This is a genomic window from Herbaspirillum sp. YR522, assembly GCF_000282575.1.
Taxonomy (GTDB): Bacteria; Pseudomonadota; Gammaproteobacteria; order Burkholderiales; family Burkholderiaceae_D; genus Herbaspirillum.
In genome coordinates, this window is record NZ_AKJA01000128.1 from 34,673 (window position 1) to 58,750 (window position 24,078).

17 protein-coding genes are annotated in these 24,078 nt (G+C 65.5%); 6 read left to right on the forward strand and 11 right to left on the reverse strand.

Annotated features, from left to right (window positions below; genetic code table 11):
* Positions 1 to 98 precede the first annotated feature (98 nt).
* From PMI40_RS17620 to PMI40_RS17645, 6 genes are all read right to left on the reverse strand, one after another.
* Entirely contained in the window at positions 99 to 1,931 is a 1,833-nt protein-coding gene (locus tag PMI40_RS17620) for an IucA/IucC family siderophore biosynthesis protein (RefSeq protein ID WP_008118116.1), read from the reverse strand.
* On the reverse strand, positions 1,928 to 2,530 hold the full coding sequence (locus PMI40_RS17625; protein WP_008118118.1) for a GNAT family N-acetyltransferase: 603 nt from the start codon (positions 2,528 to 2,530) through the stop codon (positions 1,928 to 1,930). The genes PMI40_RS17620 and PMI40_RS17625 overlap by 4 nt, the downstream gene beginning before the upstream one ends.
* Positions 2,527 to 3,822: a lysine N(6)-hydroxylase/L-ornithine N(5)-oxygenase family protein gene (locus tag PMI40_RS17630; RefSeq protein WP_008118121.1), complete on the reverse strand. Its 1,296-nt coding sequence runs from the start codon at positions 3,820 to 3,822 to the stop codon at positions 2,527 to 2,529. Before PMI40_RS17630 ends, PMI40_RS17625 begins: the two co-directional genes overlap by 4 nt.
* Positions 3,823 to 4,038: 216 nt before the next feature.
* Positions 4,039 to 4,344 (reverse strand): hypothetical protein, encoded by a 306-nt coding sequence (locus PMI40_RS17635; RefSeq protein ID WP_008118122.1) that lies wholly within the window; start codon positions 4,342 to 4,344, stop codon positions 4,039 to 4,041.
* Between the two features lies 1 nt (position 4,345).
* Positions 4,346 to 5,707 carry an acyclic terpene utilization AtuA family protein gene (locus PMI40_RS17640; protein WP_008118124.1) on the reverse strand — a complete coding sequence of 454 codons (1,362 nt, stop codon included), beginning with the start codon at positions 5,705 to 5,707 and terminating at the stop codon, positions 4,346 to 4,348.
* Positions 5,708 to 5,742: 35 nt separating this feature from the next.
* Positions 5,743 to 7,044, reverse strand: coding sequence for a CitMHS family transporter (locus tag PMI40_RS17645; protein WP_008118127.1), 1,302 nt, complete (start codon positions 7,042 to 7,044; stop codon positions 5,743 to 5,745).
* A 175-nt stretch (positions 7,045 to 7,219) separates the two neighbouring features.
* Between PMI40_RS17645 and PMI40_RS17650 the strand changes: the two genes are divergently transcribed.
* Positions 7,220 to 8,125: a LysR family transcriptional regulator gene (locus tag PMI40_RS17650; protein ID WP_008118128.1), complete on the forward strand. Its 906-nt coding sequence runs from the start codon at positions 7,220 to 7,222 to the stop codon at positions 8,123 to 8,125.
* Positions 8,126 to 8,281: 156 nt separating this feature from the next.
* Here PMI40_RS17650 and PMI40_RS17655 read toward each other — a convergent pair whose 3' ends face one another.
* Positions 8,282 to 9,949, reverse strand: a complete 1,668-nt coding sequence (locus PMI40_RS17655) for an MFS transporter (protein WP_008118131.1) — start codon at positions 9,947 to 9,949, stop codon at positions 8,282 to 8,284.
* Positions 9,950 to 10,545: 596 nt separating this feature from the next.
* Here PMI40_RS17655 and PMI40_RS17660 point away from each other — a divergent pair.
* The 3 genes from PMI40_RS17660 to PMI40_RS17670 all read left to right on the forward strand — a co-directional run bounded on the left by PMI40_RS17660 (position 10,546) and on the right by PMI40_RS17670 (position 14,170).
* The gene (locus PMI40_RS17660; RefSeq protein ID WP_008118133.1) at positions 10,546 to 11,067 is read left to right on the forward strand and encodes an energy transducer TonB; all 522 of its coding nucleotides are present in this window, start codon (positions 10,546 to 10,548) and stop codon (positions 11,065 to 11,067) included.
* Positions 11,068 to 11,242: 175 nt separating this feature from the next.
* Positions 11,243 to 13,162 carry a SurA N-terminal domain-containing protein gene (locus PMI40_RS17665; RefSeq protein ID WP_008118135.1) on the forward strand — a complete coding sequence of 640 codons (1,920 nt, stop codon included), beginning with the start codon at positions 11,243 to 11,245 and terminating at the stop codon, positions 13,160 to 13,162.
* A gap of 288 nt (positions 13,163 to 13,450) precedes the next feature.
* The gene (locus PMI40_RS17670; protein ID WP_008118137.1) at positions 13,451 to 14,170 is read left to right on the forward strand and encodes a glutamine amidotransferase; all 720 of its coding nucleotides are present in this window, start codon (positions 13,451 to 13,453) and stop codon (positions 14,168 to 14,170) included.
* A gap of 2 nt (positions 14,171 to 14,172) precedes the next feature.
* On the opposite strand, the gene PMI40_RS17675 is transcribed toward PMI40_RS17670, so the two are convergent.
* Positions 14,173 to 14,760 (reverse strand): arylesterase, encoded by a 588-nt coding sequence (locus tag PMI40_RS17675; protein WP_008118139.1) that lies wholly within the window; start codon positions 14,758 to 14,760, stop codon positions 14,173 to 14,175.
* 88 nt (positions 14,761 to 14,848) lie between these two features.
* Here PMI40_RS17675 and PMI40_RS17680 point away from each other — a divergent pair, with 88 nt between their 5' ends.
* Complete coding sequence (locus PMI40_RS17680) at positions 14,849 to 15,577, forward strand: ABC transporter ATP-binding protein (protein WP_008118141.1); 729 nt, start codon at positions 14,849 to 14,851, stop codon at positions 15,575 to 15,577.
* Here the strand turns inward: PMI40_RS17680 and PMI40_RS17685 are convergent.
* The 3 genes from PMI40_RS17685 to PMI40_RS17695 form a co-directional block, all read right to left on the reverse strand.
* Complete coding sequence (locus tag PMI40_RS17685) at positions 15,574 to 16,521, reverse strand: DMT family transporter (protein WP_008118143.1); 948 nt, start codon at positions 16,519 to 16,521, stop codon at positions 15,574 to 15,576. The two genes, PMI40_RS17680 and PMI40_RS17685, sit on opposite strands and share 4 nt — an antisense overlap.
* Positions 16,475 to 18,028: a bifunctional ADP-dependent NAD(P)H-hydrate dehydratase/NAD(P)H-hydrate epimerase gene (locus PMI40_RS17690; protein ID WP_008118144.1), complete on the reverse strand. Its 1,554-nt coding sequence runs from the start codon at positions 18,026 to 18,028 to the stop codon at positions 16,475 to 16,477. The genes PMI40_RS17685 and PMI40_RS17690 overlap by 47 nt, the downstream gene beginning before the upstream one ends.
* A 147-nt stretch (positions 18,029 to 18,175) precedes the next feature.
* The gene (locus PMI40_RS17695; RefSeq protein WP_040502337.1) at positions 18,176 to 19,450 is read right to left on the reverse strand and encodes an FAD-dependent oxidoreductase; all 1,275 of its coding nucleotides are present in this window, start codon (positions 19,448 to 19,450) and stop codon (positions 18,176 to 18,178) included.
* A gap of 391 nt (positions 19,451 to 19,841) precedes the next feature.
* On the opposite strand from PMI40_RS17695, the gene purL reads away from it, so the two are divergent.
* The gene (gene purL, locus PMI40_RS17700) at positions 19,842 to 23,864 is read left to right on the forward strand and encodes a phosphoribosylformylglycinamidine synthase (protein ID WP_008118148.1); all 4,023 of its coding nucleotides are present in this window, start codon (positions 19,842 to 19,844) and stop codon (positions 23,862 to 23,864) included.
* Positions 23,865 to 24,078: the final 214 nt, after the last annotated feature.

Here is a 24,078-nt window from a genome sequence, read left to right on the forward strand (position 1 = left end):
CCGTCTGTGCACAGGCCGTGAAAGCTCGCGGCCATTGCGGCTGGTTGCTCGAATTAATTGCCAGCCGGTGCTCGATGGCTTTCGATATCGCAGGCCCGTTACGGCCCGTTGGGCTCCAGCCACCCGGGTCGGTAGCGGGCAATCGGATTGACCAGGTCGGGCGCCAGGCGAAAACTGCCGACCGGGTCCGCCAGGTCGACCATCTGCAGGTTGTTGGCCAATTGCAGGCGGTTCAGGCAGGAATGCAGCATGCCCGGCGCGAACAGGTCGAACTGCCGGTACTTGGCCAACTGATGCGGATGGGTGCGTTGATAGTTGGCGATGCAGTCGGCCACGACGCGCCAGAAGTCGTCTTCGTCCAGGTCGAGGTGCTGCGCCAGCAATGGGCTCAGGTGGCGCAGGAAGCCATCGAACACATCGACGAAGATGCTCAGCAGGCGAAACCGGTCCGGCACCTCGGCCCGCAGGCGGCTGGCGGCCTCGGGCAGGACCGCCTGGGGATCGAGGATGGCCGACTCCTCGGCGATATCCTTCATGAACACGCGCACCGGCACGTGCTGCTCGAGCACCAGGATCAGGTTTTCGCCATGCGGCATGAACACCAGGTCATGCCGGTAAAGGCAATGTACCAGCGGCGCCAGGTACGCCTCCAGGTAGCGCCGCAGCCAGGTTGCCGGGTCCAGCCCCGAGGCCCGCACCAGCTCGGCCACCAGCGCATCGCCATCGGCGTCGACGTGCAGGAGCGCGGCCATGGTCATGAGGCGCTCGCCGGGGCCGATCAGTTGCTGCGGGTTGTCGCGCCACAGCGCCGAGAACATTTTCTTGTACGGCGAATCGGTGCTGATGGCGTCTTCGTAGTAGCGATGCCGGAAGCCCAGCGACGCCACCTCGCGCAAGATGCCGAAGCCCTTGCCGCGCAGGTAGCGATCGCCCTGCAGCAGGCCGTGGATATGGGCGTTGATGGCGGGCGTGCCGGCCATGTAGTACGGCGACAGGCCGCGCATGAAACCCATGTTGAGGATCGACAGCGAGGTCTTGACATAGCGCCGGCCGGGGCTGTCGAGGTTGAACAGGGTGCGGATCGACTGCTGCGCCTGGTAGCGGTCCGGCCCGTAGCCCAGGCAGACCATGCGCTGGTCGGCCAGGTAAGGGGCGAACACCAGCGCCAGCTTGTTGAACCATTGCCACGGATGGGCCGGCATCAGGTAGTAGTGCCCCGGCGCGCACCCTTGGCGCTCCAGGGCAGCATGGAAATGCTCCAGCAGCGGCTGGCCCAGTTCGTCGCGCATCAGCGACTGGTGGTCGAGCCCCGGCACGCAGGCGAAATGGGCCTGGTCGCGATGCACCGCCAGCCACACCAGGCGCAGCGGGTTGCACGCCTCGGGCGCGTAGGCGTGGTAGTCGTGGGCGTCGAAGCCCAGGCGGCCATTGTTGGCCACGAACCCGGGATGCCCTTCGGTCATGGCCGCTTCGATGTCCTGGAACCCGGCATGGGCCAGTTGTGAACTGGGCAGTCGGCAATGCTTGAGTTTGTAGGCCGCGCTGTGCAAGGTGCTGGTGATCTCGTCGAGATAGACGGGCAGGCGCGCCGGGTCGATGCCGAGCGCGCCGCGCAGCGCGATGATCAACTGCAGCGCATCCAGCGGTGCCTGGCGTTGCTGGCGCAGACAGGTGATGGAGTCGGGCGCGATGCGCCAGTGGCGCAGCGCCATCGGGCGCGCATCGAAGTGGTATTCGAGCGCCTGCTCCAGGCTGATGCGGTAGCGCGTCATGCCGGGCGTGGCGCCGGCGCCGATCATCTCGGGCTCGATGATCCATTCGTGGGCATATTCGGCAAGGGCCTTGCGTACCAGCATGCGGTTGGCGTCGGCCCAAGCCTGTGGACTCAGGTGGCCGGCGATGGCGGCGGGATGGTCGTGGTGCGGTGTCATGTTGCAGGCTCCGTGGGTTGGCAGGTCATGAAATCGGCGCGTGTGCAGAAGGCCAGGATGGCGATCTTGTCGGGCAAGGCGATGCAGCCGGCATCGCGAAAGCCCATGCTACGGTTGAGCGCATGGATGCGCAGGTTGTCGACGTCGGGCTCGACCACCACCCGGCGTGCCGCGAGCCGGCCGAACATGAAGCCCAGCACGAAGCGGAACACGTCGCGCGTGAAATTGGGCACCCGGGTCACCGGCGCGGCCACGAACAGGTGCAGGCCCAGGTCGCCCGGCTCGACCCGGTAATGGGCGGCCAGGTCGTGGCAGGCCGGGTCATAGCATTCGATGACGAACGCCGCTCGCCCGTCGGCATGGCCAAGAAAGGCGCGGGCGTCGGGGCTGCGCTGCATGCGGGTGTAGTGCATGCGCACGCCGCGGCAGGACTTGTCCGGCATGGCCCAGAAACGCCCCCGTTCGCTGCTGAACCATCGCTGCAGCAACGCCGCGTCGCTTGCCGCCAGCACCGGGCGCAGCCGCAGGCCCGGCGGATGCGCCCGGTCGATGTCGATCCAGCCGCGCCCGCCCGGCCATCGCCACCCGCTGCCGCTCATGACGGTAGGGGCCCGAAGGTCTGCAAGGCGGTGCGTGGCTCGATGCGATAGTGCTCCACCCCGGTCAGCGCGCGCAGGATGCGCGCATTGCGATGGCAGCACAGGCCGAGGTCGGGATTGCCGATGCCATGGCTGTCGAGGCCGCCGTTCTGCACGAAGATCTCGCCACCGCTGCGGTCGATGGCATAGTCGCGCGTCATCCGGTAGCGGCCGTCGTCGCCCCAGTCGATCCGCGAGTGCAGCGGTGCCAGCAACTCCGGCGGCGGCGACCGGTAGCCGGTGGCAAACACCACGCCATCGGCCTCGAGCGAAAAGTCGCGCAGGCTGTCCAGATGGCGAAAGCGGAGCCGGAAGCAATCGGCGCCGGCGTCGTGGTGGCAGGCGCGCAATGCCGACGCCGATGCCAGCCGGTAGCGCTGCGGCGCGTCGTGCATGCGTTGGTCGAGCAGGTCGTAGATGGCGGCGATCAGATTGGCATTGATACCCTTGTAGAGGCTTGCCTGGCGACGCAGCAGGCGGCGCCGGCAGTGCGCCGGCAGGCTGAAGAAATGATCGGTGTAATCGGGTGACACCAGTTCCAGAGTCAGCTTGCTGTTTTCCATCTGGAAGAAACGCGGGGCGCGGGTGATCCAGGTCAGCTCGAAGGCATGGCTGGCGCTGGCGCGCAGCAGGTCGTAGTAGACCTCGGCGGCGCTCTGGCCACTGCCGATCACCACGATACGGCGGCGCCGCAGCAGCGCGGGTTTATGCTGCAGGTAGTCGGCCGAGTGCAGGTAGGGCGCAGCGTCCTGGTTGCAGCAGCGTGGCAGCCGCGGCACACTGCCCAGGCCCAGCACCAGCTTGCGGGCATGCAGCTTGAAGCCGCGCCCGGCGACCTGGTCGCGTCCGCTCACGCGATAGGCACCCAGCGTGTCGTCATAGCCGAGCAGGGTGGCCTGGTACCCCATGCGCACATTCTGCAGTCGCCCAACCACCCATTGGCAGTATCGGTTGTATTCGGTGCGCCGCAGATACCACTGCTCGCGCATGTAGCACGAATACAGCCGGCTGGTCTGCTTGCAGTAGTTGAGGAAGCTGAATTCGCTGCGCGGGTCTGCCAGCGTGACCAGGTCGGCCAGGAACGGATTTTGCAACGTGGCGTCGTCGAGCAACAGGCCGGGATGCCAGTTGAATTCGCGCCTGGCCTCGAGAAACACGGCATCGACCCCGGATAGCGGCGCGCTCAGCGCGGCCAGGCTCAGGTTGAACGGGCCCAGCCCGATGGCGATGAAGTCATGTATGTCGGCGTGCATGCAAATGATCCTGGCGGGCCTGCCAGGCATGGCCGAAGATGGCGTTACCTGGCAAGGCGTGGGCAATGGGAGCTGGCGCGGGGCCGGCTCGGCAGGAATCACTTTAGGGGTATCGGGTCACGCCGGTGGCAGGCGGGCGCCTGGACCGACAGCGGCCATACGCGGATCGGCGCAGGGCATAGATGGGCACCCGCCACGCGCGTGGCGGGCAAGCGATCAGGGGGCGATTTCCAGCGCCAGCATCAGGCCCGACAGCGACTTGCCGTGGGCGTCGAGCGCCAGCGAACGGGTCACGCCGCCGCCCAGTGCGCGCTGCATGACGAAGTTCAGGGCGCCCAGCTGGGGCAGCTCGTGGCGCGTGACTTCACCGTGCACGATACCGGCGAAATGCTGGCGTACGCGTTCCGGCGTCAGGGCCGCCAGCAGCAGGGCATAGTCGCGGCGATCGTAGGCGATGACCGAGATGTTGGAAATGTCCCCCTTGTCACCGGCCCGGGAATGGGCGATTTGGCGCAGCAGCATGTCAGAGTTCCTCAAAATGGATGGCGGTGCGCACCAGCTCGCGCGGCACCAGGGTGGACAGCACCGCGATCACCTCGCGCGCTGATTTGGTGGCGCCGCCGCCGCCGGCCGGGCCATTGGTGTAGAGCGTCTCGACCTCGTTGCCGATGCGTACCGCCTCGGCCATGCTGTCCGTGCGTGCGGTCACGCGTAGCCGCACTTCGAAGGGAACCTGCACCGCCACTGCCTCGGGGCCGCCGATGGCATTGATGCCGATCAGGTCGAAACGCAATTCGCTGGTGGCCACGCCAGTCAGGTGCAGCCGTTCGCGCACGATCTGCTGCGCCAGCTGTGCCCGTTCCAGTGCGCCCGGGCCGGCATACGAGATCTGGCCTTCGCCCACGAAGCTGTCGCGGTAGCCCAGCGTGGTCTTGAGCGTAGCCGTGCGCGGCTGGCCACGCCCACCGCGCACGGCGACCCGGTCCGGGCCGATCTCGCTGATGCTGACCTGTGAAAAGTCGGCCACCACATCGGGCGTGAAATAGCGTGCGGGATCGTGGATTTCGTAGAGCAGCTGCTCGGTGCAAGTACGTGTCGTGACCTGGCCGCCCGAACCGGCCACCTTGGTGATCACGGCGCTGCCGTCGGCGGCGATTTCGCCGATCGGAAAACCTAGTCGCGCCAGGCCGGCCACGTCCTTGCAGCCGGGATCGGCAAAGTAGCCGCCCGTGATCTGCCCGGCGCACTCCAGCAGGTGGCCCACCAGCGTGCCCTGGCCCAGCCGGTCCCAGTCGTCCAGGCGCCATCCGAATTCGTGCACTAGGGGCGCCAGTACCAGCGCCGGGTCGGCCACACGACCGGTGACCACCACATCGGCGCCGGCCTGCAGGGCCTCGATGATGGGGGCAATGCCGAGATAGGCGTTGGCGGAGATAAGCCGCTCGCCCAGCGAAGCGACCGGCTGTCCGGTGTCGTCGATATCGAACCGGCCCGCCTGCAGCACCGGCAGCACGTCGTCACCGGTGACCGCGGCGACCTTCAGCCTTGCCAGTCCCAGTTCGCCAGCGATGGCACGGATAAGTGCGGCGGCGGCCAGCGGGTTGGCCGCACCCATATTGGTAACGATACGCACGCCGCGCTCGGCGCAGGCCTTGAGCACCATGCGCATGCGCTGCTCCAGCAGCGGATCGTACCCTTTGCCGGAGTCGGCCAGGCGCGCCTGTTGGCCGATGGCGATAGTGCGCTCGGCCAGGCATTCGAAGATCAGGTAGTCGAGCTGGCCGTGCTCGGCCAGTTCTAGGGCCGGTTCGATACGGTCGCCGGAGTAACCGGCACCGGCGCCGATGCGTATCGTGCGGCGGTCTTGGTCGGGGGCTTGGTTCATGAATCTATCCAGTCAGGGTCGGTTACAGGGCGCGCTCAAAACAGCGGGAACAGTCCCAGCAGGACGCAGGCCAGCGTCATCACCAGCGAGGCGCCGAACAGGAACGGGATGGTGTATTTCTGGTGGTCGGCCAGTTCGATGCCGGCCAGGCCACACACCAGGAAGGTGGCCGGGGTCAGCGGGCTGACCGGGAAGCCGGTGGTCATCTGCCCCAGCAGCGCCGCTTGTGCCACCTGGATGGTCGGTACCCCCAGTATGTGGCTGACCTCGGCAATCACCGGCAGCACGCCGAAATAGAACGAATCGGGATCGAACAGCAGCGACAAGGGCATCGACAGCACGCCCAGCACGACCGGGATGTGGCCCGCCATCTCGGGCGGCACGAAGCCCACGGCGGTCTTGGCCATCGCCGAGAGCATGCCGGACTTGGTCATGATGCCGGTAAAGACGCCGGCGGCAAACAGGATGCTGGCCATCAGGAGCGCCGCCTTGGCATGGGCGTCGATACGCTCGCGCTGCATGTCGACGTCGCGATAGTTGATCATCAGGGCTGCCACCACGCCGATCATAAACATCACCACCGGGTCGACCCGCCCGCTGATCATTACGCCCAGCACGAACACTGTGAGCAGGATGTTGATCCAGAAATTGTGCGGACGGCGGATCTTCAACTGCGCCTCGCTCAACTCGTGCTGCTGCACGAAGTCGAGCTTGGACCCACCGCCCATGCCGAGCCGGCGTTCTTCCTTCAGTCCCAGCAGCCAGGACGCAATGAACACGAAGGCCAGGCCCACCAGTTGCACCGGGATCAGCGGCGTGAAGATGTCCGAGACCGGGATATGCAGCGCCGCCGAGGCGCGGATCATCGGCCCGGTCCAGGGCAGGAAGTTGACGCCGGCCGCCATCGAGGCCACGCACGCCAGGATGCGCCGGTCGATGCCGAGCCGGTTGTACAGCGGCAGCATGGCCGGGATGGTGATCAAGAAGGTGACCGCCCCCGAGCCATCCAGGTGGATCAGCAGCGCCAGCAGGGCGGTGCCGGGCACGATCCGGGTCGGCCGGCTGCCGACCGTCTTGAGGATGCGGGTGATGATCGGATCGAGCATGCCGGCATCGGTGACGATGCCGAAGAACAGGATGGCAAAGACGAACATGCCCGCCACCGGCGCAATCGCGGTCACGCCGGAGACGATGAATTTCGAGGTCTGCAAGCCGAAGCCGCCCACCAGCGCGGCGACGATGGGGATAGCGATCAGCGCCACCAGCGGCGACATCTTCTTGGTGAGGATGGCCGTGAACAACAATACGATCGTGGCAAAGCCAAGCAGGGCAAGCATGTGGGTCTCCAGGTTCCGGTTCGATTTCTTATTGGTCTTGCGCGCCGGCTTTATTTTGGTTGGTCGTTTCGCGGCGCGACAGGCAACGCAAGCAGGGCGAGTGTAGGTTTGGGGTAATTTTGTTGTAAAGTTTATTTTTTCGATTGATTGATCTGTTTTTCAGATTAATACACCCATGCAAGCCAATATCTCCACACGCCTGTTGCAGGCCTTCCTGGCGCTGGCCGACTGCCGCCATTTCGGCCATGCGGCCCAGCGCTGCCATGTCTCGCAATCGGCCTTCAGCGTGATGATCCAGAAGCTGGAAGCGGCCGTCGGCGCCCGCCTGTTCGAGCGCGACACGCGCAACGTGACGCTCACTCCCGAGGGCAAGTTGTTCGTCGAGGTAGCGCGCCAGTTGATGCTCGACATTGAAGCCGCCTTCGCCGACATGAGCGACTACGTGGCGCGGCGCCGCGGGCGGGTGGCGGTCGCCGCCTTGCCCTCGCTGGCGGCCGGCTGGCTGCCGCCGGTGCTGGCGCAATACCGACAGCGCCATCCGGGCGTATCGGTCAGCCTGCACGATGCCATTTCGGACCAGTGCCTGGACCTGCTGCGCCAGGGCAAGGTCGACATCGCCCTTACCGCGCCCGGGCCCAATCTGATCGAATTCGATACCCGCGCGCTATGCAGCGACCCGTTCTACCTGGTGTGCCGGCGCGATCACAAGCTGGCGCGTCGGCGTCGCATCAAGGTCGAGGGCCTGGCCGGATGCGAATTGATCCATCTGGCGCGATCGACCAGCGTTCGCCAGCACCTCGAGGCAGCGCTGCCGCCGGGCAGCGTCATCAGCTCGGGATTGGAGGTCGAGCACCTGGCGACCGTGGCCGGCCTGATCCAGAGCGGGCTGGGGGTCTCGGTGGTGCCGGAGCTGACGTTGTTCCAGTTCCGCTTGCCCGAGCTGACGGCGATCCCGATGGATGTGCCCGGGCTGGTGCGTCCCTTGCTGATCGTCACCCCCAAGGAACGTAGCCTGTCGATTGCGGCGCATGGCTTGCTGGCGTTGATCGAGGACAAGGCGCTGGTGGTGTCAGGCCGTTGATGGCGAGGCCGCATGGCCCGGCGTTGTGCGCCCGCACAGCAGGGCGCCCGGGGCCGTTGCCAGCCGGTACGGTACTCGATAAGCTGGCCCGAAAAAAAAAGACCGGTCGGAATCAGGTTCCGACCGGTCCATCCTGGACTGCGGATTAAGCCAGGCTCAATGCTCGGCGTTGATATCGTTATGCACGGTTTCCTTGACGAACAGTACGCCGATGACAACGGTGACCAGGGCGATGATGATCGGGTACCACAGGCCGTAGTAGATGTCGCCCTGGTAGGCCACCAGCGCGAAGGAGGTGGTGGGCAGCAGGCCGCCGAACCAGCCGTTGCCGATATGGTAGGGCATCGACATCGAGGTGTAGCGGATGCGGGTCGGGAACATCTCGACCAGGGCCGCCGCGATCGGGCCGTAGACCATGGTCACGTAGATCACCAGGATGAACAGCAGCAACAGCACCATGGGCTTGTTGATCTGGTCCGGATCGGCCTTGCTGGGGTAGCCGGCGGCCTTGATGTCATCCATCAATTCCTTGGTGAAGGCCTTGTCCTTGCTGGCCGCGTCTTCCTTGGACAGGCCGGTGGCCTCGAACGAATTGATCACCTTGTCGCCGATCTTGACGGTCGCCACCGAGCCCGGCGCACCGACGGCGTTCTGGTAGTTCACCGATGCCGCTGCCAGCTTGGCCTTGGCCACGTCGCAGGACGAAGTGAACTTGGAAGTGCCGGTCGGGTTGAACTGGAACTTGCAGGTCTTGGGGTCGGCGGTGACGATCACCGGTGCCTTTTGCTGGGCCGCTTCCAGGGCCGGGTTGGCGTAGTGGGTCAGGGCGCTGAAGATCGGGAAGTAGGTCAGCGCCGCGATCAGGCAACCACCGAGGATGATGGGCTTGCGGCCGATACGGTCCGACAGCGAACCGAAGACCAGGAAGAAAGGCGTGGCCAGCAGCAGCGCGGCGGCAATCAGGATGTTGGCGGTGGGCCCGTCGACCTTGAGCGACTGGGTCAGGAAGAACAGTGCATAGAACTGGCCGGTGTACCACACCACGGCCTGCCCGGCGGCCAGGCCGAACAGCGCCAGCAGCACCAGCCTGAGGTTCTTCCAGCGGCCGAAGGCTTCGGTCAGCGGCGCCTTCGAGATCTTGCCTTCCGACTTCATCTTGATGAAGGCAGGAGACTCGTTCATCGACATGCGGATCCACACCGAAATCGCCAGCAGCAGGATCGACACCAGGAACGGGATGCGCCAGCCCCAGTCGGCAAAGGCAGCCTCGCCCACGGCCGTACGCACGCCCAGGATCACCAGCAGCGACAGGAACAGGCCCATCGTCGCGGTGGTCTGGATCCAGGCGGTGAAGGCGCCGCGGCGACCGTCCGGCGCGTGCTCGGCCACGTAGGTGGCGGCGCCACCGTACTCGCCACCCAGCGCCAGCCCTTGCAGGATGCGCAGGATGATCAGGATGATCGGTGCGGTGATGCCGATCGAATTGTAGTTGGGCAGGATGCCGACGATGAAGGTCGACGCGCCCATGATCAGGATGGTGACCAGGAAGGTGTATTTACGACCGACCAGGTCGCCCAGGCGGCCGAACACCAGCGCGCCGAAAGGACGCACGATGAAGCCGGCGGCGAACGCCAGCAGCGCGAAGATGAAGCCGGTGGTGGGATCGGTGCCGGCAAAGAACTGCTTGGCGATGATCGCCGCGAGCGAACCGTACAGGTAGAAGTCGTACCATTCGAACACGGTGCCTAGGGAAGAGGCAAAGATGACTTTGCGCTCCTCGGGTGTGATGCCGCGCGCAGTCTTGTTGACTGATGCTGTGGTCATGCTGGTCTCCTTGGTTTTAGTAATAGTCTGCTGGCATGGCCGAATGGGGCGTTATGCAAGAACGCGACGCATCCGCGCGGGCCATCCCCTGACCGACACAAGATGCGATATTTCTCGCATTGCGTGCGTAATGGCCCACTTGTCCACGCGCCGAGTGTGCGACCCAAAACTTACGCAGGACTTGCTTGAAACTTACAGAGGCTTACAGATCAGGCGACCCAAAATACGCCGCGCCGCAGCATGAAATGGCGGGTGGCAGGCAATTCGCGAGGGGTGATGTCGTTTTGCGGCGCAACCAATGGCTGGCGCCGGGGTTAGGCGCTATGGCAAGCAGTGTTATTCGAACGCGGCCAGGGCCGGGCGACGGCAAGCGCCTCACCCTGCCCGCCGCCTCGGCTGGCGGGCTCAGGCCGGTGCTGGTGCCGCCGGCGCCGGCAACGCCGCACCGTCGAGCAGGGCGCTGATCACCCGCTCGCCCGCGCGGCATGGCATCATGCGCCGGTGCAGTGCAGTACCGAAGCGCGGGAATCGCCACCCCGCCTTGCGGTCCAAGCAATCATGTTCAAGGCGGGGCAGTCGGCCCCAGGGAGAGCACCATGACTCGATCCGAACGATTCTCATACCAGCCCGGCGGCGCCATTTGCGGGCTCGCCGTGGCCGCACTGCTGGCCGCCTGCAGCCAGCCGCCCAGTACCCAGGAACAACGCGACGACCTGGCGCGCTCGGTCATCGAGCAAAAGAAGATCACCACGCCCGACGCTACCTCCACGGCCACCACCACCGATGGCTACAAGCAGGACCTGGCACGCCGCATCGCCCAGGTCAATTCGACCAGCGTCTATATCGAGCGGCCCCAGGCGCTGCTGCGGGCGGTGATCGTGATCAAGTACGTGGTCGACCGCGACGGCAACCTGGTCAAGAGCGAGATCCTGCGCAGCAACCGCGACCGCCATGCCGAGAGCAGCGCGCTGGGCAGTCTCAAGAACACGGCGCCGTTCCCCAAGCCGCCTGCGGCGCTGTTGCGGGACGGACGCATCGAGCTATCCGAAAGTTGGCTGTTCAATAACGACGGGCGCTTCCAGTTGCGCAGCGTGGCACTGGCCCAAATGGGCGAATGACGCCATTGGCATGTGTATAATGTCGCGCGTGCACGATAGGTGTGCGTTGTGCGTCTGGACCTGTTGTCGCCGTACCGTGACGAGGTGAACGTGAGTTCACCTTTTTTGTTGTTGCACGCGACGATGTTCCCGATGCGCGCCTTCATTGACCGAATCGTTTATTGATTGGCTATTCATGTTTGATTTCATTCGTACTCACCAGCGCCTGATGCAGTTCCTGCTGTTGCTGTTCATCTTCCCGTCGTTCGCATTCTTCGGGCTGGAAGGCTACAGTCGCCTGACCGATGGCGACAACGCCGTGGCCAAGGTGGCCGGCCAGACCATCACCAAGGAAGACTGGGATCAGGCCCACCGCCAGCAACTCGAGCGCATGCGTCAAGCCTATGGCAATCAGTTCGATTCGAAGCTGTTCGATACCCCGGCGGCGCGCCGCGCCATCCTCGAGAACCTGATTGCCCAGCGCGCCCTCGGCGCCGAGGTGGTCAAGGCCAAGCTGGCGGTGCCCGACAGCGCGATCCAGCAGAGCATCCTGCAGATTCCCGGCTTGACCAAGCCGGACGGCAGCTTCGATAGCGAGCAGTACCGCGTGCTGCTGGCGGCCCAGGGCTTGAACCAGAAGAGCTACGAAGCCGGCCTGCGTCGCGAGATGGCCTTGCAGCAGCTCAATGCCGCCATCCAGACCACCGCCTTCGCTCCCCGTTCGGTGGCGCAGAACCTGTCGGCGCTGAACGACCAGGAACGTACCGTGCAAGTGCTCAATTTCCGTCCCGAGGCCTATGCCGCCCAGGTCAAGGTCACCGACGACATGTTGAAGGCCTACTACGACAAGAACGCGCGCCGGTTCGAGGTTCCCGAACAGGCCAGCATCCAGTATGTGGTGCTGGACGCGGCGGCCGTGGCCGCCCAGTCGAGCGTGACCGACGCCGACATCGCGGCCTACTACGAGCAGAACAAGAAGCTGTACGCCACCGAGGAGGAGCGTCGCGCCAGCCATATCCTGATCACCGTCAAGAAGGATGCAGCGGCCGCCGACAAGGCTGCCGCCAAGGCCAAGGCCGAGGCCCTGGTGGCCCAGTTGCGCAAGAACCCGGCTGATTTCGCCAAGCTGGCCAAGGCCAATTCGCAGGATCCCGGTTCGGCCGAGAACGGTGGCGACCTGGGCTACTTCGGCCGCGGCGCCATGGTCAAGCCGTTCGAGGATGCCGCTTTTGCCCAGAAGCAGGGCGATATCAGCAATCCGGTCGAATCCGATTTCGGCTATCACATCATCCAGGTCACCGGCGTCAAGCCGGCTGCGGTGAAGTCGCTCGAGTCGGTCAAGGGCGAGATCGCCGGCGAGATCAAGAAGCAGATCGCCGCCAAGCGTTATACCGAGATGGCAGACCAGTTCAACAACCTGGTCTACGAACAGGGCGACAGCCTGCAACCGGTGGCCGACAAGCTGCAGTTGAAGATCCAGACCGCCAGCGTCACACGCGTGCCCAATCCGGCCGCGGGCGCTGCGCCTTATAACAATGGCAAGTTCCTGACGGCATTGTTTACCGATGACGTGATCAAGGCCAAGCACAATACCGAAGCGGTGCAGGCCGCGCCCAACACCCTGATCGCCGGCCGCATGGTGGACTACAAGCCGGTCTCCAAGCGTGCCTTCGAGGACGTCAAGGAACAGGTCCAGAAGGCCGTGCTGCTGGAGCAGGAGCAGATCCTGGCCACCAAGGCCGGCCAGGCCAAGCTGGCCGAGCTCAAGCAGAACGACAGCAGCGTCGGCTTTGGCGAACCCAAGGTGGTGTCGCGCGTCAAGAGCGAAGGCTGGACCGAGCAGGGCTTCAACGCCGTCATGAAGGTCGACGCCGCCAAGCTGCCTGCCTATACCGGTGTCGAGAGCCCCGGCTTCGGTTACCAGGTCTATCGCGTCTCCAAGGTCGAACAGCCCAAGGTGGTGGACCAGGCCCGTCGCAAGACCGAGCAGGAGCAGATCGCCAATGCCCTGTCACAACAGGAGACCCTGGCCTATCTGGCTTTCCTGCGCGAAAAGGCCAAGACCCAGTTGCTCAAGGGCGCCGATAGCGTCAGCGCCGATGATGCCGCCAAGTAATTCATTGCCGGCCGATGGACACGGCTGGCGTGGCAAGTCGGCACAAAGTCGACAATAATTTAACGGGCCGCTTTTCTAGCGGCCCGTTTTGTTTGATGATGTATGCAGCGCAGCATTGCCGTTGGGGAAAGGCCGTGCGCCGCGCCGCTTTCCATGCGGTGGGAATATCCCGGCGATCGAGGCGGCGCGCCCGTTTCATGTCATCCATACGGCAGCGCTTCGCGTTGCTGGGATGCCAGACCAGTATTGTTGTTATCGAATAACTTATTGACGTCCTTCACGTAGCCAATGCCTGCTCCCGTCCTGATCATCCAAACCGGCGATGCCAACCAGACCCTCAAAAGCAGCTACGGCGGCTATGCGCAACAGATCCAGTCGGCCGCGGGCCTGTGTGCCGACGATATCGAGGTAGTCACGGTGTGCGAGGGCCAGGTTTTGCGCGCGCCCCGTTCGTATCGGGCCGTCATCATCACGGGCTCGCCGGCGATGGTGACTGACCGCGAGGACTGGAGCGAGCGCACCGCCGAGTGGTTGCGCGAGGCGGCGCAGCAGCAGATGCCCATGTTCGGTATCTGCTATGGCCATCAACTGCTGACCCACGCCTTCGGTGGCGAAGTCGGCTATAACCCGTGCGGACGCGCGGCCGGCACGATGCACGTCGAGATGCTCGACTGCTGCCGCAAGGATCCGCTGCTGGCCGAGTTGCCGCCCAGCTTCCCGGCCCACATGCTGCATATGCAGTCGGTGCTGCGGCCCCAGGCCGACGCCACGGTGATGGCGCGCTCGCCGATGGACCCGCATCACATGCTCAAGCATGCCGACAATATCTATTCGACCCAGTTTCACCCCGAGTTCTCACCCGACTTCGTGCGCGCCCACCTGAACTACTACGCCGACGTCTACCGCGGCTGCGGCATCGATGCCCATGCGCTGTGCGACAAGGTGCGCGATACGCCGCAGTCGACCGGGCTGCTGCGCCGTTTCCTGGCACTGCACGCACGGCGCTAGGATTATTTCTTCAGGCCCACCAGCGGCTTGAGGTGCGGCCAGACGTTGTCCAGCAGCTTGCCCTGCGCCTGCTCGTTGGGATGGATGCGGTCAGGCTGGAACTGCGACATGTCGGCGGCGATGCCGTCCATGAAGAACGGCACCAGGGCAACCTGGTTGCGCTTGGCCAGGGACGCGAACATGGCCGCGAAGCGGCGTGTGTAGTCGGCGCCGTAGTTGGGGGGAATCTGCATGCCCACCAGCAGCACCCGTGCCTTGGCTTGCTTGACCATATCGATCATCGCCTGCAGGTTCTGTTCGGTGGCGTTCAGTTGCAGGCCGCGCAGCGCGTCGTTGCTGCCCAGTTCGACCAGGACGATGTCGGGCCGATGCTTCTGCAACAGGCCGGGCAGGCGGTTCCTGCCGCCGATGGTGGTGTCGCCGCTGATGCTGGAATTGATCACGGTGGCCTCGACCTTGTTCTGCTGCAGCCGCTGTTGCAGCTGCTGGGTCCAGCCGCTGCCGCGCGCCAGTCCGTATTCGGCCGACAGGCTGTCGCCCAGCACAAGCACCGTTTTTGGGGCAGAATAAGCGCTCGCCGCCGCCAGCATCAGGGCGGCTCCCGCCAGCAGCCACCGCCAAGCACGCCATGTGCGGTGGCCTGCCTTGATCGAATCGTTCCTTGCCTGGTCGCCCCGCATGCCCGACACCGCCGTTGCCTTCCAATCCGCTACCGCCATCTCCGCCTCGCCTGCCATTGAAGTCCTTGGTTTATCCAAACATGTTGCCGATGCCTCGGCCGAATCGGGACGCCTCTGCATCCTGTCCGGGATCGATTTTACCGTGGCCGCCGGCACCACGCTGGCCATCGTCGGCGCATCCGGGTCCGGCAAGTCGACCCTGCTGGGATTGCTGGCCGGCCTGGACACGCCCAGCCAGGGCACGGTGCGGCTGGACGGTGAAGATATCTTCGCGCTCGACGAGGACGGCCGCGCCGTGCTGCGCAAGCGCAAGCTGGGTTTCGTGTTCCAGTCGTTCCAGTTACTGGGTCACCTCAGCGCACTGGAAAACGTGATGCTGCCGCTGGAGTTGCGCGGCGACGCCGACGCCCGCGCCAAGGCCGAGCGGATGCTGGCGCGCGTGGGGCTGGCAAGCCGACTCAAGCATTACCCCAAGTACCTGTCGGGCGGCGAGCAGCAGCGGGTGGCGCTGGCACGCGCCTTCGTCACCGAGCCGCCGCTGCTGCTGGCCGACGAACCCACGGGTAGCCTGGACGCGGTCACCGGCGAGGCGGTCATCGCCTTGATGTTCGAATTGAACCAGGAGCGGGGCTCGACCCTGGTGCTGGTCACCCATGACCGGTCGATCGCGGCGCGCTGCGCGCATACCATCACGATTGCCGCCGGCCGCCTGGCCGGCCAGACCTAGACCGCTTCGCCCGGCTCGGCCGGCAGGCTACGCGCGCGCCGTTGCTCGACCAGCGCGATACCCACGCCACTGGCGCAGATCACGGCGATGCCGACGATGGTGATGCCATCCGGGAACTGGCCGAATACCAGCCAGCCCATGGCCGAGGCCGAGATGATCTGGGCGTAGAAGAAGGGCGTCAGCAACGATGCCTCCGCATGCCGATAGGCATTGTTCTGCAGGAAGTGGCCGATGGTGCTGGTGATGCCGGTCGACACCAGGATCAGCCATTCGACCACGGTGGGCGCATGCGCGCTCCAGAAGAAGGGCACCGCCAGGGTCGACAGCACGCTGCCCATCAGGGCGCCATAGAACAGCGTCACCATCGGGTCATCGGCCTGGTTGGCCTTGCGGTTGAGGATCGACATGAGCGCCATGGCCAGGGCCGACAGCATGCCCAGCGCCACCCCGTGGGGTGGAATATCACCGCCCGGGCGGATCACGATCAGCATGCCGCAGAACCCCACCAGCACCGCGATCCAGCGTGACACGTAGGTGCGCTCGCGCAATAGCCAGGGCGAGATCGCCAGTACGATCAGGGGCGCGCAGAAGTTCATCGCGGTCCCCTCGGCCAGCGGTACGATCTTGAGCACCGAGAAGAAGATCAGGGTCGAGGCCAGCAACAGCACGCCGCGCCCGATCTGCAGGCCCGGCCGGTTGGAGCGGAAGATGCTGCGGCCACTGCGGCGCTGGTAGAGCGGCACCAGCGTCACGGCCATGAACAGCACGTTGATGCTGTAGCGCATCCAGGCAATCATCATGACGTGGTAGCCGGAACTGGCCAGCAGCTTGCCGGCCGTATCGAGCAGCGACAGCGTCCACAGGCCCGTGACCAGGAAGACGACGCCGACCAGCAGCTTAGGTTCGAATGCGATGCGGGTGGGCGGCAGGGCGCTGATGGACATGGTCTCGGATGATATTGTTGAACACGGCTCTGATGGCCGGGATGAATTCGCTGGCGGTCAGCCCGACCGGTCCCAGTCCCTGCGCCACCAGCAGGTCGGCTGCCGCGCCATGGATCCAGGTCGCCGCCAGCGCCGCCTCGCGTGCGTTCCAGCCCTGCGCCAGCAAGGCGCCGCACAGCCCCGACAGGATGTCGCCGGTACCGGCGGTCGACAGGCCGGGGTTGCCGCTGGGATTGATCACGATCTGGCCATCGGGAAACGCGATGACCGACCCGGCGCCCTTGAGCACCACGATGGTATCGAGTTCGCGCGCCAGCTTGCGCGCCGCCAGCGGCCGGTCGCGCTGCACGCTGTCGGTGGTGGTGTCGAGCAGGCGCGCTGCCTCCAGCGGATGGGGGGTGATGATGCTGGCGCCCTGGCGTTCCTGCAGCCGCTGTTGCAGTGGCGGTTCGGACGAGATCAGGTTCAGGGCGTCGGCATCGAGCACGATATCGGCCTGGCTGGCCAGGGCCCGGGCCAGGATGTCGTGCGCGTGGCGCGAGGTTCCCATGCCGGGCCCCACCACCAGCGCCGCTGCGGCGCCGAACTCGACCCGGTCGGCGTTGCGGAACATCAGTTCGGGATGGTTGCTGTCATAGGCCGGGCCGTCATCGACGAATGCCAGGTAGACCCGTCCGGCGCCGCCATAGGCAGCGCTGCGGGCGGCCAGCACCGGCGCGCCGGCCATGCCGCGGGCGCCGCCGACGACGATGACGTCGCCGTAGCTGCCCTTGTGGCTGTTGTTGGCGCGCGGCTTGAGCGCGGCGGCAAATTGCGGCGGGCCGTTGAGCAGGGCGCGCGGCAAGCGGTGCGCCAGGTCGTCAAGCTCGAGTGCACATACTTCGATATGGCCGCTGTGGTCGCGCCCGTCGCAGGTATGCAGGCCGGGCTTGTCGCCCAGGAAGGTCAGGGTATGGGTGGCATGGATGGCGGCACCGTCGCGGCCACCGACGATGGCGCCGGTGTCGGCGTCCAGGCCGCTGGGAACGTCGATGGCCAGTACCGGGCAGGGCAACTGGTTGATGGTGTCGATGATGGCGCGCAGCTTGCTGTCCGGCGGGCGCGTCAGCCCGATGCCGAACAGCCCGTCGATGACCAGCGCCCACGATTGCTGCTGCAGGCCGGCCGGGCTCAGGTCATCGATGAAGTCCAGCGCCGCCTCGCGCGCCAGGTGCAATGCGCGTTGCGCATCGGGTGGCTGGGTGGCCGGGTCGGCATGCAACTGGACGGCCACGTCGATGCCGGCTTCTTCCAGCAGGCGCGCCGCTTCCAGGGCGTCGCCACCGTTGTTGCCGGGGCCGGCCAGGATCAGCACCGCCGCCGACGATTCGGTCACCGAGTTCAGCAATTGCTGGGCGTATTCGGCGCAGGCTGCGCCGGCACGGGCCATCAGGGTATAAGGGGGCAGGCCGGCGGCAGCGGCTTGCTCGACTTCGCGGATTTCGGCAACCGAGTGGAGCTCGCTCATGGGGACGTGGATCGAGGGTCACGGATGGAGCGCTCAATTCTAAGTCAATTGCCGACGCCCCGCAGCGGCTGCCCACATGAAAAGAATCGCGGCAGATGAAAGCCGCCACCGCGGCCAGGCATTGCGCCGTCCATGTCCTTACGCCCGCTATGCCGCCAGCAAGTCCTGCGGCAGGAAGCCCTGGGCATCGAATTCGGGCGTCTCGCCACTGATCAGGTCGGCCAGGATGCGCGACGAACCCACGGCACTGGCCCAGCCGGTCACGCCATGGCCCAGGTTGACGAACACGTTGCCGAACCTGGTCGGCCCGAACAGCGGCATGCCGCCCGGCAGCAGGCCCACGGTGTTGCTCCAGAAATGGGCCTGGTTGTAGTTGGCCGCATTCGGATAGTAGTCGCCGGCGATCTTGAGCAGGTTGCGCAGCGCCTTGGGCGGCAAGGTCTTGGACGGCGGCACGAAGCCCAGCAGGCCGGTGATGCGGATGCGTTGCCCCAGGCGCGTCAGGCTGACCTTGTAGCTCTCGTCGTACAAGGCCATGTTGGGGGCGTCGTCGGGGTTCTTGACCGGCACCAGTGCCGAATAGGTCTGCAGTGCGCGCAGTGGCAGCGTCATCTGCACTGCCTGCAGCAGCGCCGCGCTCTGGGCGCCGGCGGCCACCACCACGGTATCGACCGTCAGGCGGCCCGGCAGGTGCGGCGAGTCCAGCTCGAGCGTGACGCGGCTGCCGAAGTCGGGCTGCAGCGCGCGCACGGTCGAATCGAAGTGGAAGCGCACCCCGAACTCCTGGGCGGCATTGCGCATCTGCTTGGCAAACAGCACGCAGTTGCCGGCCACGTCGTCGGGGTAGTACACGGCGCCGGCCAGCGCCGCCTCGGACGAGAAGGCCGGTTCCAGCTGGCGGATGCCGGCCGTGTCGAGCACCTTGTAGCGCAGTTCGCACTGCTGGGCCGCCTGTTGCAGCGCGTCCAGGCGCGCCACTTCGGCCGGCGCGCGCATGAGGTGGAACACGCCCTGGCTGTTTTCGTTTTCCATCGCGTAGTGCGCCTGCAACTGGCGTGTCAGGTCCAGGCCGTAGGCCGACAGGCGCGCCAGCAGCAGCTTGTTGGCGGCAAAGTCGTGTTGCTGCGCCTGCCGTGTCTGGCGCAGCCAGCGATTGCGGGCCAGGTCGGCGCCCGGCGCCAGCAGCACCCGCGGCTCATCGTTGAAACGGCAGGCCAGCGTGGCCAGGGCACCCGGCAATGTCAGCGGCAGGGCGGTACCGGGCGCGAGCAGGCCGGCGTTGCCGAAGGTGGCTTCCTCGGCGACATGGGAACGGCGCTCGATGACGACCACGTCATGGCCCTGCGCGGCCAGGAAGAAGGCGCTGCAGATCCCTGAAAGTCCCCCGCCGATGACGGCAATCTGTCGTTGTGTGTTATTCACGCTGTTGATTCTTGCAAGGCAGTTGTCACGGTGTTGGTCGTGCCGACCCGGTGTTGCCAGCACGGCAATGGCTGGCTGCACCATGGCTGGGCGGCTGGCTGACGCGGCCGAATGATACATCGAAAATCAGTTGTCACCCGGACATTGTGGCTGCAATGGCAATTGCAGGGCTTGCCAGCCAAGGCCGGGCCGCCCGTATCGTCACAACGCGCGGCGCCGCGGCGGCGATGACAACGCCAGGCGCGGGGCGGCGATAATGCCGCGCCGCGCGCGCATGAGGCGCGCTTTCGATGGGCCCAAACCAGGTGGTCACTGTATAATTCGGCTTTTGGTTCGCCACGCGCGGCCAAGGTTCTTCCCCCGATTCAAGCCAACTGCCTCGACCCTCGCCATGCTGATCCTGCCGGGCTCCAATGCCCTCTCTGCCTTCCGCACTCAACGCCTCCTGACCCAATTGCAAGCTGTCGACGCCGCCATCACCGGCGTATCCGGCCGTTTCCTGCATTTTGTCGACGCTACCGACCTGCAGCCGCAGGACGAGGCTCGCCTCAACGGCCTCTTGACCTACGGCGATCCTTTCAATGGGTCCGACGAAGGCGACACCTTCGTGGTGGTACCACGCTTCGGCACCATCTCGCCATGGGCCAGCAAGGCGACCGACATCGTGCGCAACTGCGGCATGCAGCACATCCACCGGGTCGAGCGCGGCATCATCTACCATGTGCAGGTCAAGAGCGGCCTGCTGGGCGGCAGCAGGAAACTGGCCGAGGGCAGCGTCGACGCCGTCGCCGCACTGCTGCACGATCGCATGACCGAAGGCGTGCTGCGCCACCCCAACGACGCCGCCGGCCTGTTCGGCCAGCTGAAGGCCAAGCCGCTGGAGACGGTCGACGTGATCGGCGGTGGTCGCGCCGCGCTCGAGGCCGCCAATACCGAACTGGGCCTGGCGCTGTCGGACGACGAGATCGACTACCTGGTGCAAGCCTTTACCCGCGTACAGCGCAATCCGACCGACGTCGAGTTGATGATGTTTGCGCAAGCCAACAGCGAACATTGCCGCCACAAGATCTTCAATGCCGACTGGACCGTCGACGGCGTGGCCCAGGACAAATCGCTGTTCGGCATGATCAAGAATACCCATCAATTGAATCCCAAGGGCACGGTGGTGGCCTATAGCGACAATTCCTCGGTCATCGAGGGGGCCACCATCTCGCGCTTCTACCAGCGCGGCGCCGGCCGTGGCAACGTCTACGAGGCCTCCGAGGAGCTGACCCACATCCTGATGAAGGTCGAGACGCACAACCACCCGACGGCCATTTCGCCGTTCCCCGGTGCCTCCACCGGCGCCGGTGGCGAGATTCGCGACGAAGGTGCCACCGGTCGCGGCTCCAAGCCCAAGGCCGGCCTGACCGGCTTTACCGTGTCCAACCTGATGGTCACGCATGCGGTGCAGCCCTGGGAAAACGCCCGCGATGTGGCGCAGGCGCCCGACCAGCGCGACGCCCATGCCGATGGCGGCATCTATGGCAAGCCCGATCGCATCGCCTCGCCGCTGCAGATCATGATCGACGGCCCGCTGGGCGGCGCCGCCTTCAACAACGAATTCGGCCGGCCCAACCTGGGCGGCTATTTCCGGACCTACGAGCAGAACATGGGCGGCCAGGTGATGGGGTACCACAAGCCCATCATGATCGCCGGTGGCATGGGCAACATCTCGGCCAAGCACACCCGCAAGAACGACCTGCCGCCAGGCAGCCTGCTGATCCAGCTGGGTGGCCCCGGCATGCGTATCGGCATGGGCGGCAGCGCCGCCTCGTCGATGGCCACCGGCGCCAATACCGCCGACCTCGATTTCGACTCGGTGCAACGCGGCAATCCCGAAATGGAGCGACGTGCCCAGGAAGTCATCAACGCCTGCTGGGCGCTGGGTGACGAGAACCCCATCCTGTCGATCCACGACGTCGGCGCCGGCGGCCTGTCCAACGCCTTCCCCGAGATCACCAACGACGCCAAGCGGGGCGCCGTGTTCGACCTGCGCCGCGTGCCGCTGGAAGAATCCGGACTGGCGCCCAAGGAAATCTGGAGCAACGAATCGCAAGAACGCTACGTGCTGGCCATCGCACCCGAGCACCTGGAGCTGTTTACCTACCTGTGCCAGCGCGAGCGCGCGCCGTTCGCCGTGGTCGGTACCGCCACCGAGGAACGCCAGTTGAAGGTGGTCGATCCCGAACAGGGCAATAGCCCGGTCGACATGCCCATGGATGTGCTGCTGGGCAAGCCGCCCAAGATGCATCGCGACGTCCGTCACGTCCAGCAGGCCTTGCCGCCGGTCGACCTGACCGGCATGGACTTGCTCGAGGTATCGCAGCGCGTGTTGCGCCTGCCGGCCGTGGCCGACAAGTCGTTCCTCATCACCATTGGCGACCGTAGCGTGGGTGCCATGACCGTGCGCGACCAGATGGTCGGCCCCTGGCAGGTGCCGGTGGCCGATGTGGCCGTCACCGCCATGGGGCTGGAGGGTTATCGCGGCGAAGCCATGGCCATGGGCGAACGCACGCCGTTGGCGGTGATCGACGCTGCGGCGTCGGGCCGCATGGCGGTGGGCGAGGCGATCACCAACATCGCCGCCGCGCCCATCGGCGCGCTGGGCGACATCAAGCTGTCGGCCAACTGGATGGCGGCATGCGGCCAGCCGGGCCAGGACGCGGCACTGTTCGACACCGTCAAGGCGGTCGGCATGGAACTGTGTCCGGCGCTGGGGGTGTCGATTCCCGTGGGCAAGGATTCGTTGTCCATGCGTAGCACCTGGAGCGATGAAGCCGGCGCCAAGTCGGTGACCTCGCCGGTGTCGCTGATCGTGTCGTCGTTTGCACCGGTGACCGACATCCGCCGCGTACTGACGCCCCAATTGCGACGCGATGCGGGCGAGACGGTACTGATCGTCATCGACCTGGGCCGTGGCAAGAACCGCATGGGAGCGTCGGCCCTGACGCAGGTGATGCAGCAGATCGGCAACGAGACGCCGGACGTCGACAGTGCCGACGACCTCAAGGGTTTCTTCAATGCAATCCAGCAACTCAACAGCGAAGACAAGCTGCTGGCCTACCATGACCGTTCCGACGGGGGCCTGTTCGTGACGTTGGCCGAGATGGCGTTTGCCGGCCATACCGGCATTTCGGTCAACCTCGATATCCTGACCATGGAAAGCGAGCATGCCGCTGACTGGGGCGACACCAAGAACTGGACCGCACAGGTCGCCGAGCGCCGCAACGAACTGACGCTGCGCGCACTGTTTGCCGAAGAACTCGGGGCGGTGATCCAGGTGCGCGCCGAGCAGAAGTCGGAAGTGATGAATGTGCTGCGCACCTACAACCTGGGCGCCTGCAGCCACATCATCGGCAAGCCCAACGAGCGCGACGTGATCGAATTCATGCGCGACGCCAAGAGCATCTACAGCCAGCCGCGCATCGAGCTGCACCGCGCCTGGAGCGAGACCAGCTGGCGCATCGCCCGCCTGCGCGACAACCCGGCCTGTGCCGACGCCGAGTACGACCGCATCCTGGACGCGACCGACCCAGGCATCTCGCCGGTACTGACCTTCGACTTGCAGGAGGACATCGCCGCGCCTTACCTGTCGCTGGGTGCCGCGGCCCGGCCGAAGGTGGCGATCCTGCGCGAGCAGGGCGTCAATTCGCACGTCGAGACGGCGTTCGCGATGCACAAGGCCGGCTTTACCGCGGTCGACGTGCACATGAGCGACCTGATCGCCAATCGTGCCAAGCTGGCCGACTTCAAGGGCTTCATCGCCGTCGGCGGTTTCTCGTATGGTGACGTGTTGGGGGCCGGCGAAGGCTGGGCCAAGACCATCCTGTTCAATGCGGCGCTGGCTGAGCAGTTCTCCAGCTTCTTCCAGCGTGGCGACACCTTCGCGCTGGGTATCTGCAACGGTTGCCAGATGATGAGCAACCTGAAGTCGATGATCCCCGGCGCCCAGGCCTGGCCCAAGTTCACCCGCAACAAGTCCGAGCAGTTCGAGGCGCGTTTCGTGACGGTCGAAGTGGCGGACTCGCCATCGATCTTCATGCAGGGCATGGCGGGCACCCGGGCGCCGATCGCCACCGCCCACGGCGAAGGCTTTGCCGATTTCTCGCAGACCGGTGACATCGCCAAGGCGCTGGTGGCCATGCGCTACGTCGACCACCAGGGTACGGTGACCGAACGTTATCCGCTGAACCCGAACGGCTCGCCCCAGGGCATCACTTCGGTGACCACGCCCGACGGCCGCTTCACGGTATTGATGCCGCATGCCGAACGGGTGTTCCGTACCGTGACGCAGTCGTGGCACCCTGAATCCTGGGGCGACGATTCGCCCTGGATGCGCATGTTCCGCAACGCCCGCAAGTGGGTCGACTAAGGCCTGCCGGGGTTGCGTGCCTTGGGCCTGGAACAGGACAGGCGCCTTCGTTTTAGATGATGCCGTCCAGTCTTCACTGGACGGCATTTTTTTGCATTGAGAGACGGTTCCGACGGCATAGGTCCGCAGGACCGTTTGAAGCCGCACCGACGCACCGGCATGAGCGCCTTCGATACGCTGCCCAGGCAACTACTCAGTCCGAACGGGAATGGAT

What these genes read in the sequence shown, in the direction of transcription:
- PMI40_RS17665 (WP_008118135.1), top strand. Translation starts at nt 11,243, where the DNA reads ATGTTTGATTTCATTCGTACTCACCAGCGCCTGATGCAGTTCCTGCTG.
- PMI40_RS17655 (WP_008118131.1), bottom strand. Translation starts at nt 9,949, where the DNA reads ATGACCACAGCATCAGTCAACAAGACTGCGCGCGGCATCACACCCGAG.
- PMI40_RS17635 (WP_008118122.1), bottom strand. Translation starts at nt 4,344, where the DNA reads ATGCTGCTGCGCCAAATCGCCCATTCCCGGGCCGGTGACAAGGGGGAC.
- PMI40_RS17630 (WP_008118121.1), bottom strand. Translation starts at nt 3,822, where the DNA reads ATGCACGCCGACATACATGACTTCATCGCCATCGGGCTGGGCCCGTTC.
- PMI40_RS17625 (WP_008118118.1), bottom strand. Translation starts at nt 2,530, where the DNA reads ATGAGCGGCAGCGGGTGGCGATGGCCGGGCGGGCGCGGCTGGATCGAC.
- purL (WP_008118148.1), top strand. Translation starts at nt 19,842, where the DNA reads ATGCTGATCCTGCCGGGCTCCAATGCCCTCTCTGCCTTCCGCACTCAA.
- PMI40_RS17620 (WP_008118116.1), bottom strand. Translation starts at nt 1,931, where the DNA reads ATGACACCGCACCACGACCATCCCGCCGCCATCGCCGGCCACCTGAGT.
- PMI40_RS17680 (WP_008118141.1), top strand. Translation starts at nt 14,849, where the DNA reads ATGCCCGACACCGCCGTTGCCTTCCAATCCGCTACCGCCATCTCCGCC.
- PMI40_RS17650 (WP_008118128.1), top strand. Translation starts at nt 7,220, where the DNA reads ATGCAAGCCAATATCTCCACACGCCTGTTGCAGGCCTTCCTGGCGCTG.
- PMI40_RS17670 (WP_008118137.1), top strand. Translation starts at nt 13,451, where the DNA reads ATGCCTGCTCCCGTCCTGATCATCCAAACCGGCGATGCCAACCAGACC.
- PMI40_RS17645 (WP_008118127.1), bottom strand. Translation starts at nt 7,044, where the DNA reads ATGCTTGCCCTGCTTGGCTTTGCCACGATCGTATTGTTGTTCACGGCC.
- PMI40_RS17675 (WP_008118139.1), bottom strand. Translation starts at nt 14,760, where the DNA reads ATGCTGGCGGCGGCGAGCGCTTATTCTGCCCCAAAAACGGTGCTTGTG.
- PMI40_RS17685 (WP_008118143.1), bottom strand. Translation starts at nt 16,521, where the DNA reads ATGTCCATCAGCGCCCTGCCGCCCACCCGCATCGCATTCGAACCTAAG.
- PMI40_RS17660 (WP_008118133.1), top strand. Translation starts at nt 10,546, where the DNA reads ATGACTCGATCCGAACGATTCTCATACCAGCCCGGCGGCGCCATTTGC.
- PMI40_RS17690 (WP_008118144.1), bottom strand. Translation starts at nt 18,028, where the DNA reads ATGAGCGAGCTCCACTCGGTTGCCGAAATCCGCGAAGTCGAGCAAGCC.
- PMI40_RS17640 (WP_008118124.1), bottom strand. Translation starts at nt 5,707, where the DNA reads ATGAACCAAGCCCCCGACCAAGACCGCCGCACGATACGCATCGGCGCC.